Source organism: Caulobacter sp. 17J65-9, assembly GCF_010975005.1.
Taxonomy (GTDB): domain Bacteria; phylum Pseudomonadota; class Alphaproteobacteria; order Caulobacterales; family Caulobacteraceae; genus 17J80-11.
This window is the reverse complement of the sequence record NZ_JAAIVC010000139.1, coordinates 1-10,523: the sequence shown is the minus strand read 5'-3', so window position 1 is coordinate 10,523 and position 10,523 is coordinate 1. Positions and strand designations below refer to the sequence as shown.

Genomic DNA, 10,523 nt, shown 5'->3' with positions numbered 1-10,523 from the left:
GCCGGTGCGCAGCGGCCGCTCGACCGCCAGCGGCAGGGCGACCGGGCCGCCCTCGGTGCGCAGCAGGGCCACGTCGGCGCGCGGCGACATGCGGATCGAGGCCTCCACCGCGCGGCCGCCGCCGACCACCAGGGCGGCCTTGTGGCAGCCGTCGACCACGTGGCGCGCGGTCAGCCACTCGCCGTCGGCGGAGATGGCGAAGGCGGTGCCGCTGGAGGGCTGCAGGGGGGCGGAGGCCACGTCGACCACGATCATCGGATCGAACGGCGTGGCGGGCCCCAGAAGCGCGCCTTCCTCCGCGCCGGGCGGCGGCGGAGCGGGCGGCGCGTCGGCCTTTTCCCGGTTCCCGAGCGAGACCATCACCAGGGCGCAGACCGCCGCGGTGTAGATCAGCCAGTCGGGAAGTCGGGGGAAATTCATCGCTGCCGGCGCCGGCTCAGCCCGCCACCGCCGCGGCCAGAATGATCGCCGTGGCGATCTTGGCGGCGACCAGCAGCACGGCGGCCGAAACCTCGCCCTCCTGGATGCGCGACGGCAGGCCGGTCAGCAGGAAGTCGGTGATGCGGAAGACCAGGAGTTGCACCACGATGGTCGCCGCGCCCCACACCGCGATCTCGCGGATCGAGGTCGAAGCGGACAGCGACACCGCCAGCGGAATGGCCAGGCCGATCAGCACCCCGCCGAAGGCCACGGCCGCGGCCGAGTTGCCCTCGCGGATCAGGCTGATCTCCTTGTAGGGGGTCAGCAGGGCGTACAGCGCCGCGCCGAGGATCAGCATCACCACCGTGACGCCGGCGTGCAGCAGGGTGATCGGGAAGCCGGTCGCGAAGGCCTGCACCTCCGGGCTCATGATCTCCGGGATCAGAAGTTCAGGATTCATCGATCGCCCCCACGCCCCACGCCCGCACTTCAGGGACGAATGATTGCATGAGGGCGTTAAGGCTTAGCAAGCGCGCTGATGCGACAGGCGCCGCCTGATCGCGGATCAGTCGATCGAACAGGCCTTCGGTTTGGCCCGCCGCTTCTCCACGAAGGGCTTCACCGCACGGGTGAAACAGTCGGGCGCGGTGAACAGCACGAAGTGCGGCGCGCCGCCGACCTTCACCAGCGAAACCTGACCGGCGGCGCGCAGCGCTTCGACGTGCGCCTCGGCCCCGGCGTAGGGGGTCTTGGGGTCCATGTCGCCCTGAACGACCAGCAGGCGCGGCAGGCGAGCCGGCGGCTTTCCGAAGGCGTCGTCGCGCGGATAGGCCATGGAGGCTGCCCCGACCAGTTGGCCGGCCAGGGGGCTAACGAACAGGTAGTTCGCCGCCTCGGCCTCGACCTGGGCCTTGGTCAGGCCCTGGCGGGCGTTGTTTTCCGAGGCGCTGATCATGGCCACCAGCGGGATCGACGACGGCGACTGCGGGAAGCGCATGAGCCCGGCGCCGAGCGCCTCGAGGTCCTGCTCCGCCTGAACCAGCGGCGCGGCGTCGCCGGCGCGCAGGGCGGCCAGCAGGCTCGGAATGCGCGCGCGCAGCTCGGGGAAGTCCAGCAGGGCGCCGAAAAAGAGCTTCGGCTTTCCGCCCGGGACCGCGGCGGCCAGCTTCGGGTCGTCGACTACCGCCTGCATGGCGGCCACCGCCGAGCCGCCCAGCTGCTCGCGGCAGGCCGGACCGGCGTCGCAGTCGGCCAGCAGCTTGCGGCCCACCTCGTCGACCACGGCCGACCGGCGGCTCAGGTCCCAGGTCTGGGTGGTCTCGGGCGGGACCAGGGAGTCCAGCACGATCCCGTCCACCTTGCGGGGCGGCGCGACGGCCATGGTCCGCAGCACCAGCTGGGTGCCGTAGGAGACGCCGTAGATCCAGGTCTTCCCGCGGTCGCCGTAGCGGTCGACCAGCCGGCGCAGGTCTTGGGCGGCGTTGGTGATGGTGAAGGCGTGGGCGCGCTCGCGCTCCGTCTCCAGCGAGCCGAAGCAGGTCGCCCACTCCGCGCCCTGCAGGGCCGCGCCGCCCTCGCTGTCGACCGCCTCCTCCTTCGGGCAGAGCCGGGTGGAGAAGCCGGTGCCGCGATGGTCGGGGACCATCAGGTCGTAGCCGGGGAAGGCGGCCCGGAAGGTCGCCAGCATCGAATAGAAGGTCGCGCCGGACTCGCCCGGTCCGCCGGCCACCAGCCAGACCTGGCCTTTCGAACGGCCCTTCGCCGGAAACTCGCGCACGAACAGGTCGATCTGGCCGCGGCCCGGGTCGGCGTAGCTCAGCGGCGCGCTGAACCGCGCGCACAGCGAGCCGGCCAGCGCCGCGTCGCCGGCGGCGTCCGCACAAGGTTTGAAGTCGTCGGAAGCCGGTTGGGCCGCCCGGGCCTGAGCCGACCCGCAGCCGGCGGCGAACCACAGCGCCGCCGCCAGTACACTGATCGTACGCCGCACGCCCGCCCCCATCCCGCTTGAAGCTGAACAGTTGGAGGGTAGGCGCGGCTCACGCCGCGGTCACGCCGTTATTTCAGTCGACCGAGGCCATGGCCCGCAGCGCGCTGGCGCGGATCTTCTCGCTCTCGGACTTCAGCTGGCCGCAGGCGGCCAGGATGTCGCGACCGCGCGGGGTGCGGATCGGCGAGGCGTAGCCGGCCTTGTTGATCACCGCGGCGAAGGCCTCGATGGTCGACCAGTCGGAGCACTCGTACTTGGTGCCCGGCCACGGGTTGAACGGGATCAGGTTGATCTTGGCCGGCACGCCCTTGAGCAGCTTGACCAGCGCCCTGGCCTCGGCCGGGCTGTCGTTGACGCCCTTCAGCATCACGTACTCGAAGGTCACCCGGCGCGCGTTCGACAGGCCCGGATAGGCCTTGATCGCCGCCATCAGCTCTTCGATCGGGTACTTCTTGTTCAGCGGCACCAGCTCGTCGCGCAGCGGGTCGTTGGTGGCGTGCAGCGAGATGGCCAGCATGGCGGCGGTGCGCTCGCCCAGCGCGGTCAGCTGCGGCACGACGCCCGAGGTCGACACGGTGATCCGCCGGCGCGAGAGCGCGATGCCCTCGTTGTCGGAGATGATGTCGATGGCGTTGGCGACGTTGTCGAGATTGTAGAGCGGCTCGCCCATGCCCATGAACACGATGTTCGACAGGCGGCGGTCCTCCTTGGGCGAGGGCCACTCCTCCAGGTCGTCGCGGGCGACCTGCACCTGGGCGACGATCTCGGCCGCGGTCAGGTTGCGAACCAGTTTCTGGGTGCCGGTGTGGCAGAAGCTGCAGTTCAGGGTGCAGCCGACCTGGCTGGACACGCACAGGGCGCCGGCCCGGCCGACGTCGGGAATGTAGACGGTCTCGGCCTCGACGCCCGGCGCGAAGCGGATCAGCCACTTGCGGGTGCCGTCCTTCGAGATCTGGCGCTCGACCACCTCGGGGCGCGCGATGGTGAAGGCCTCGGCCATCTTGGCGCGCGCGTCCTTGGCGACGTCGCTCATCTTGTCGAAGTCGGTGACGCCGTAGTGGTGGACCCAGCGCCAGATCTGGCTGGCGCGCATGCGCGCCTTGTCCGGCGCGGCCACGCCGGCCTCGATCACGGCCGCCTTCAGCTCGTCGCGGGTCAGGCCGGCGATGTTCACGGGCCCCGCGGCGCGCGGCGCCGCGCGGGAGAGGTCGAGGGTCACGCCCACTAAGACAGTCCTTGCGCTAGGAACGGGGCGTATAGCACCGGAACGGGCCGGGTTTAAGGCGGGGCGTGGCCGCACCAAAAACCGTCACCCTCGGGCTTGTCCCCCGAGGGCCCATCGTTCAGGTACGCCAGCGTCGGCGGATGTGCGCCTAGCGCGAGCGCCACGATCTTCAAAAACGTGCGACGGCGCCATGGGCCCTCGGGACAAGCCCGAGGGTGACGGTGTGGTGGACCTTACTCGAACACTTCCGAGCGGATCTCGCCGTCCGTGGTCAGCACCGCGCGCTTCATGCCCTCGGAGTTGTAGGGGGTCGAGATATTGCCCAGGCGGTCGACCGAGATCAGGCCGCCCTCGCCGCCCAGCGAGCGGATCTCGTCCAGCACGGTCTTCGTCGCCTGTTCGATGCTCTCGCCGGCGCGCACGCGCCAGGACACCTGGGCGCAGGCGGCGGTGCGCATGAAGTACTCGCCCTGGCCGGTGCCGGAGACCGCCACGTCGGCGTCGGCCCAGGTGCCGGCGGCGATGATCGGAGTGTCGCCCACGCGGCCGGGCATCTTGTTGAACACGCCGGCGGTGGAGGTGCCCGCCGCCAGACGCCCGTCGGCGTCCAGCACCACGCAGCCGACCGTGCCGTGGGCCAGGGCGGCAGCGTGGCCCGGCGGGTGGTTGGACTCGCCGTGGCCGGCCCGCAGGTAATACGCCTCCGGATCCCCGACCTCTTCCAGGTGCTGCCGGGCCGCGAACTCCATCGCACCCTCGCCGACCAGCATGACGTGCGGGGTCTTCTCCATCACCAGGCGGGCGGCCTGGATCGGGCTCTTGTAGCCCTGCAGGGCGGCCACCGCGCCGGCGGCGCGGGTCGGGCCCCACATCAGGCTGGCGTCCAGCTCGTACTTGCCGCCCAGGTTCGGCGAGGCGCCGCGGCCGGCCACGTACAGGCCCGAGGCTTCCAGTTCGCGGATCACCTCGACCACCACGTCCAGCGCCGAGGCGCCGGCGGCCAGCCGGTCGCGCGCGGCCTCGACCAGGCCCTGCATGTGCGGGACTTCGCGGCTGTAGTCGCGCGAGCGTCGCGCGCCGGCGCCGCCGTGCAGGGCGAGAGCGAACTTGGCCATGAGGGGTCGATCCTTCCGTACCGTAAGCCGTTGCTGGATACCCTCGCCGTGACGCGGCGAACAGGGGGGCGTCCAACCAAATAGGCCGCGCCCTTAGGTCGCCGGGCGCACTACGGCCGATCCGGCTAGCTGTTCGCTTACGAGATCGCCACAGGGGCCGCCATGTCCGCCATCGAAACGGCCGTCGAGTTCGACGGCGTACGCACGTTGGATCCGCACGCCCTGCGGCCGATTTTCGCGCGGACCGGGCGACTGCACCTGCCTGACGTCTTCCAGCCGCGCACCGCCGAAGCGATCGGCCGGGCGCTGGCCGGCGAGACGCGCTGGCGCCGGTCGATGAACCCGGGCGGGCGCGGCCTCGACCTCTCGCAGCAGGAACTGGCCGATCTGGCCCCGGAAAAGCGCCGCGCGCTCGAAGCCCTGACGCTGCAGGGCGCCCGCCAGGGATTCCAGTACGCCTTCGACACCTGGCGCATCAGCGACGCGGTCGAAGCCGGCCGGCGCTCGGGCGACCTGCTCGAGGCGGTATTCGACCGGCTAAACGGTCGGGCCTTCCTGGACTTCGTCGCGGCGATGACCGGCGAACCGCGCGTGGCCTACTGCGACGCCCAGGCGACGCGGTACCGGCCGGGCGACTTCCTGACCGCCCACGACGACCACGCCGACGGCAAGCAGCGGCTGTTCGCCTACGTGCTGAACTTCACTCCCCAGTGGCGGGCCGACTGGGGCGGGCTCCTGCTGTTCCACGATCAGGACGGCCACGTGGCCGAGGGCTTCACCCCCGCCTTCAACGCCCTGAACATTTTCCGCGTGCCCCAGCTGCACTCGGTCAGCTTGGTCGCGCCCTATGCAGGACGCGAGCGGCTGTCGATCACCGGCTGGGTCCGGGCGCGCTAGAGCAGCGCTCTAGTCCTCGTCGGCGATCCGCTTCAGCGCCTCGCCGGCCGCCTCGCGGTGGCGGGGCTTCAGGTTGGCCCCCAGCAGCGAGATCAACGCCGCCAGCACCGCCGCGTCGTCGGTGAAGCCGATCCCGGCCAGTACGTCGGGAATAGCGTCGGTCGGCAGGACGAAATAGGCCAGCGCCGCCATCATCATGCCCTTGGCCGCGGTGGGGGTCTGCGGATCGCGCGCGCAGAACCAGACCGACACCACCTCCGGCGCGAACGGGATCCGCGTGGCCACCTTGCGGATCTTCGGCCAGAAGCCGCGGCGCACGCGCACCTCGTTGACCCGCACCACGGCCGGAACCAGCGCGCGCGAGGGGTCCAGCGGACGGCCTGCGTCGAACTCTTGATCCGCCTGTTTGGAATTTCCGGTCACGACGCTAAACCCTCGCCCGACCGCCCGACGTTTTCCGGGCTATTCACCATAATGCCCTTCCGAGGGGGAGAACTCCATGAAACTCGATGGTTCGATCGCCGCCGTGGTGACCGGCGCGGCTTCCGGCCTCGGCGAGGCCACCGCCCGCGCCCTTGCCGCGCAAGGCGTGAAGGTCGCCGTGTTCGACCTGAACGAAGAGGCGGGTCAGAAGGTCGCGGCCGAAATCGGCGGCGTGTTCTGCAAGGTCGACGTCACCTCCGACGCCGACGTCGACGCCGGCTTCGAGAAGGCCCGCGCCGCCCACGGCCAGGAGCGCATCCTGGTCAACTGCGCCGGCATCGCCATCGGCCGCAAGACGGTCAGCCGCGACCGCGACACCGGCGAGATCAAGGCCCACGACCTGAAGAGCTTCGAGAAGGTCCTGCAGATCAACCTGATCGGCTCCTTCCGCTGCATCGCCAAGGCCGCCTCGGGGATGGTCACGGCCGAGCCGATGGAAGACGGCGAGCGCGGCCTGATCGTCTCGACGGCGTCCGTCGCGGCCCAGGACGGCCAGATCGGCCAAGCCGCCTACTCGGCCTCCAAGGGCGGCGTCTACGCCATGACCCTGCCGATCGCGCGCGACCTGATGAACGACGGCGTGCGCGTGAACACCATCCTGCCGGGCATCATGATGACCCCGATGATGGCCGCCATGCCGCAGAACGTGCAGGACGCCCTGGCCGCGTCGATCCCCTTCCCCAAGCGCCTGGGCAAGCCGTCCGAGTACGCCTCGCTGGTGCTCGAGATGGCCCGCAACACCTATCTGAACGGCGAGTGCGTGCGCCTCGACGGGGCCATTCGCATGGCGCCGAAATAACTCGATAAACGTCGCAAAAAGGGGCTTGCGTCGCTGTGAAGAGGTCGCCTATAAGGCCCGCCTCCTCACGGAGACGCGGCGGCGACGCCGCAAGACGAAACTGAGATGCGGGCGTAGCTCAGGGGTAGAGCATCACCTTGCCAAGGTGAGGGTCGGGCGTTCGAATCGCCTCGCCCGCTCCAGTTTCTTCAAACGACCACGGCCCGGTTGCTCACGCAGCCGGGCCGTCGTGTTTCTGGGCTCGAGTTCAGGCGAAAGCCTCAGGCCCGGTTTCCCAGGCCCGAGGTCAGAGGCCCCGATCTCAGGCGGCCGGGCGGAACACCAGGCCGGCGATCTTGCCGGAGGGCGACAGGGCGATGAACCAGTCGGTCTCCGCCGTCGCGAAGCCCACCCGGAAGTGCTGCGCGCCGTTGACGACGCCGACATAGTCGACGTGCTCCAGCGCGCCGAAGCCCTGCACCATGGTCACCACCGCCGGCTGCGCCTTCACGGCGTCGCCGAGGGGCTTCTCCATCTGATCGTAGTCGGGCTTGCCGGCCTGGAACTGGGCGATGACGGTCCGCAGCGCGGCTTCCTCGCGGGCGGGCGCGACCTTGTCGGCGGCGGCGGCCGGAGTCTGAGTTTGGGTCTGGGCGAGGACGGGCGACGCCACGCCCGCCCCGAGGGCGAGGACGGCGGCGAGGGCGACGGCTTTCATGAACGCGCTCCGATAGCGGCGATTGACGAACAACAGATACGCCTCCCAAGCTGGGCCGCAAGTACGGGGGAGATTCATGCTGCCGCTTGGTGTCGTCTTGGCTGGGTTGTTCTTGCTGCTCAGGGACGCGGTCCCGCTGTTCGAAGCACACCGCACCGGCGTGGTCCGCACGCGCGGAAGCCGGCCGCAGAAGGTCGAGCGCGCCAGCGAGCCCGACCGGTTCGCCGGTCTCGTCGGCCAGCGCTTCCGCAGCCTCGTCGGCCCGGCGCTGCTGATCCTGGGCGGCCTGGTCTGGCTGTTCCTGGCGCTGATTTCGCAGGCGGCGCAGGCCTAGGTCACCCCTCGCGGAACACCAGGGCGGCGATCTTGCCGGTCGGGGACAGGGCGATGAACCAGTGGGTCTCGACGCCCTTGAAGGCGACCTTGAAGTGGCGCGCGCCGTCGACCGCGCCCAGGTACTCGACGTCCTCGGCCGGGCCGTAGGACTTCACCTGCTCCAGCAGGTCGGGCTGGGCCTTCACCGTGTCGGCCAGCTTCCGCTCCATGGCGCCGTAGTCGGGGGCGCCGGACTGGAGCTTCCAGATGGTGCGCAGCAGGGCGGCCTGGGCGCGCGGAATCTCGAGGTCGGTATCGGTCGCCGGCGAAGTCGTGGCCGCGGTCGTCGTTGGGGCGGTCTCGGTCGCGGCGGCGACGGGGCCGGCCGTCGCGGCGAGCGCAAGGACGGCGGAAACGGCGGCGAGGGCGGCTCTCATGGGGCGCTCCGGAAGCGAACTCCCCTAAGTTAGGCCTTCCCCGCGTGGCGAAAACGCGGCCTTCAGGCGCGGCGTTCCGGCGGCGCGGTCCGGCGGAACGGCAGGACCGCCTCGTAGAGCTCGGCGGCGAAGGGCGCCTCGTCGCCCCGCCGGCGCAGGAAGTCGTGCTCCACCGCCATCGCCTGTTGCTCAATATTGAGCGCCGCAAACCCGCCGGGCCCGTCCAGCCGGTAGCGGTAGGCCTTCGGCGCGTCGCCCGCCTTCAGCTTGGCCAGGGGCAGCAGCACCCCGCGCTGGGCCTGCCAGACATGGACCAGCTCGTGCACGAAGGTCCCCTGCAGGCGCAGCGGCGCCTCCGCGAAGTCGGCCCGGGCGCCCGGCCACGGCCAGATGATCCAGCTGCGCCCGCCCAGCCGCCCCGGCACGAAGGCCCGGTCGAGCAGCGGCAGGGCCGGCGCCCAGATCCGCACCGGATCGCAGTCCAGCGCCTCGCCGAACACCTCGTCGGCCAGGCGCCGCTCGCCCACGGTCAGGGGCCGCACGCTGAAGCGCTCGACCCCGGTCATCGGCGCAGCAGCCAGAGCAGGACGGTCAGGGCCAGGCTGACCAGCAGGCTGGTGACCAGCGGGACATAGAGGGTGAAGCCCTCGCGCCGGATGACGATGTCGCCCGGCAGCCGGCCCAGTCCCAGCCGGGACAGCCAGGGCCACAGCAGGCCCGCGGCCACCAGGGCCAGGCCTATGGCGATCAGCAGGCGCGGCGCGTTCATCGTCCTCCTGAAACCCCGGATCAGGCCCGGGGTTCGCGATAGCGCTTGGTTAAGCCGTCTCGCCATAGGGTCGCACAGGAACCGAGCCAGTCGCCGATGAGCCGCGCCCCGAACCGATCCTCCGTCGCTCGCAAGCTGGTGCTGGGCGTGATCGGCCTGTCGATCCTGGTCAGCACGCTGGCCGCCGTCGCCGCCTTCGCCGTCTTCTACGACAAGGCCGCGCGCCAGCAGGTGACCTCCCTCTCCCACTACGTGGACGAGCGCCTGGTGGTGGAGGAGCGGCTGTTCTCCGACCTGCGCACGGTGCACGCGGCCGCGACCGGCGCGTTGCTGCGCCGGCTGCCGGCCCTGGACGGGCCGGAGCTCGACCGCCAGTTCGACGCCTTCTTCCCGCTGCAGGCCGACGGCACGCGCCGCAGCGCCCCGGCCCTGTTCGACGGCCGGAACGGTCCGGCCGGCGACCGGATCTACGGCCTGGGCGGCTTCCTGGCCGACGGCCGCAACGTGAGCCGCGAGGACAAGGCCCTGATGCTCGCCGCGGCGCGTGCGGTCGCCGAGGTCGGCGAGGCCCACCTCGGCCGCTACGACAACCTGTACTTCTTCACGCCCAGCGACCGGCAGGTGATGTTCGGTCCCGAGCGGGACGACCGGCTGATGTTCTATCGAAAGAACGCGCCGGCCGACTTCACCATGCAGCCGCTGGAGGCGGGCCAGATCGCGCTGCCGTCCGTCAATCCGGCCCGCGTCACCCGCTGCACCAAGCTGCAGCAGCTCGTCTACAGGCCTGGAAAGGGCCAGCCCCGCGGCACCGGCTGCATCACGCCGCTCGACATCGGCGGGCGCCACGTCGGCGCGTTCGGCACCACGGTCCTGATCGACGAGAAACTGCTGGGCTCGGCCGCCGACCGCCTGCCGGGATCGGCCACCCTGATCGTCTCGGAGACCGGCGAGCTGATCGCCTCGCCCGGCTACCGCGCCGCCGCGACGCGGCCGGAGGACGTCGCGGCCGGCAAGGTGCTGGAGCGCATGGACGAGACCCTGGCGCGAATCCGCGCCGCCGGCGGCCGTCACGGCGTGGTCGAGAGCCCCGACCACGACGCCCTGGTCGCCTACGGCCAGATGTTCGGGCCGTCCTGGCGGCTGCTGATCGTCCTGCCCAAGTCGGCGGTGCTGCGCACGGCCCTGGAATCCGCCCTGACCGTGCTGGTCGCCGGCCTGCTCGCCGTGGGCCTCCTGTCGACCGTGGCCCTGGTCCTGATCCGGCGCTCGGTGGTCAAGCCGCTGGAGGCGCTGGCCGCCTGGGCCGGCGCGCGCGGCCGCGGCGCGCCGCTGGAGGCGGTCGAAGCCCGCACCGACGAGATCGGCGCCCTGGCCCGCGC

General features: G+C 71.2%; 13 protein-coding genes, 1 tRNA gene and 1 pseudogene. 5 read left to right on the top strand and 10 right to left on the bottom strand.

Annotated elements, in window-relative coordinates:
- The 5 genes from G3573_RS16885 to G3573_RS16865 form a co-directional block, all read right to left on the bottom strand.
- Window positions 1–420: serine protease (locus tag G3573_RS16885; RefSeq protein WP_163262737.1), on the bottom strand; the 420-nt coding region annotated here is incomplete at its 3' end.
- A gap of 16 nt (window positions 421–436) precedes the next feature.
- Window positions 437–865, bottom strand: coding sequence for a DUF350 domain-containing protein (locus tag G3573_RS16880; RefSeq protein ID WP_163262739.1), 429 nt, complete (start codon window positions 863–865; stop codon window positions 437–439).
- Window positions 866–985: 120 nt separating this feature from the next.
- Window positions 986–2,407 (bottom strand): alpha/beta fold hydrolase, encoded by a 1,422-nt coding sequence (locus G3573_RS16875; protein WP_163262736.1) that lies wholly within the window; start codon window positions 2,405–2,407, stop codon window positions 986–988.
- Between the two features lie 73 nt (window positions 2,408–2,480).
- Complete coding sequence (gene rlmN, locus G3573_RS16870; protein ID WP_163262735.1) at window positions 2,481–3,632, bottom strand: 23S rRNA (adenine(2503)-C(2))-methyltransferase RlmN; 1,152 nt, start codon at window positions 3,630–3,632, stop codon at window positions 2,481–2,483.
- 233 nt (window positions 3,633–3,865) lie between these two features.
- Window positions 3,866–4,747, bottom strand: a complete 882-nt coding sequence (locus G3573_RS16865) for an isoaspartyl peptidase/L-asparaginase (protein ID WP_163262734.1) — start codon at window positions 4,745–4,747, stop codon at window positions 3,866–3,868.
- Window positions 4,748–4,909: 162 nt separating this feature from the next.
- Here G3573_RS16865 and G3573_RS16860 point away from each other — a divergent pair, with 162 nt between their 5' ends.
- On the top strand, window positions 4,910–5,644 hold the full coding sequence (locus tag G3573_RS16860) for a 2OG-Fe(II) oxygenase family protein (protein WP_163262733.1): 735 nt from the start codon (window positions 4,910–4,912) through the stop codon (window positions 5,642–5,644).
- Between the two features lie 9 nt (window positions 5,645–5,653).
- On the opposite strand, the gene G3573_RS16855 is transcribed toward G3573_RS16860, so the two are convergent.
- The gene (locus G3573_RS16855; protein WP_163262732.1) at window positions 5,654–6,067 is read right to left on the bottom strand and encodes a YkvA family protein; all 414 of its coding nucleotides are present in this window, start codon (window positions 6,065–6,067) and stop codon (window positions 5,654–5,656) included.
- Between the two features lie 76 nt (window positions 6,068–6,143).
- On the opposite strand from G3573_RS16855, the gene G3573_RS16850 reads away from it, so the two are divergent.
- Both G3573_RS16850 and G3573_RS16845 read left to right on the top strand, forming a co-directional pair.
- The gene (locus G3573_RS16850) at window positions 6,144–6,926 is read left to right on the top strand and encodes an SDR family NAD(P)-dependent oxidoreductase (RefSeq protein ID WP_163262730.1); all 783 of its coding nucleotides are present in this window, start codon (window positions 6,144–6,146) and stop codon (window positions 6,924–6,926) included.
- 107 nt (window positions 6,927–7,033) lie between these two features.
- Window positions 7,034–7,108: transfer RNA gene (locus G3573_RS16845), tRNA-Gly, on the top strand.
- Window positions 7,109–7,227: 119 nt separating this feature from the next.
- Here the strand turns inward: G3573_RS16845 and G3573_RS16840 are convergent.
- Window positions 7,228–7,623 carry a hypothetical protein gene (locus G3573_RS16840; RefSeq protein ID WP_163262728.1) on the bottom strand — a complete coding sequence of 132 codons (396 nt, stop codon included), beginning with the start codon at window positions 7,621–7,623 and terminating at the stop codon, window positions 7,228–7,230.
- Window positions 7,624–7,699: 76 nt separating this feature from the next.
- On the opposite strand from G3573_RS16840, the gene G3573_RS16835 reads away from it, so the two are divergent.
- The gene (locus G3573_RS16835; protein ID WP_163262726.1) at window positions 7,700–7,957 is read left to right on the top strand and encodes a hypothetical protein; all 258 of its coding nucleotides are present in this window, start codon (window positions 7,700–7,702) and stop codon (window positions 7,955–7,957) included.
- A gap of 1 nt (window position 7,958) precedes the next feature.
- Here G3573_RS16835 and G3573_RS16830 read toward each other — a convergent pair whose 3' ends face one another.
- The 3 genes from G3573_RS16830 to G3573_RS16820 all read right to left on the bottom strand — a co-directional run bounded on the left by G3573_RS16830 (window position 7,959) and on the right by G3573_RS16820 (window position 9,144).
- Window positions 7,959–8,375 (bottom strand): hypothetical protein, encoded by a 417-nt coding sequence (locus G3573_RS16830; RefSeq protein ID WP_163262724.1) that lies wholly within the window; start codon window positions 8,373–8,375, stop codon window positions 7,959–7,961.
- A gap of 62 nt (window positions 8,376–8,437) precedes the next feature.
- Window positions 8,438–8,941 (bottom strand): hypothetical protein, encoded by a 504-nt coding sequence (locus G3573_RS16825; protein ID WP_163262722.1) that lies wholly within the window; start codon window positions 8,939–8,941, stop codon window positions 8,438–8,440.
- Window positions 8,938–9,144 carry a DUF2905 domain-containing protein gene (locus G3573_RS16820; RefSeq protein ID WP_163262720.1) on the bottom strand — a complete coding sequence of 69 codons (207 nt, stop codon included), beginning with the start codon at window positions 9,142–9,144 and terminating at the stop codon, window positions 8,938–8,940. Before G3573_RS16820 ends, G3573_RS16825 begins: the two co-directional genes overlap by 4 nt.
- Before the next feature lie 96 nt (window positions 9,145–9,240).
- Here G3573_RS16820 and G3573_RS16815 point away from each other — a divergent pair.
- Window positions 9,241–10,523: pseudogene (locus G3573_RS16815) on the top strand (hybrid sensor histidine kinase/response regulator); the annotation flags it as partial.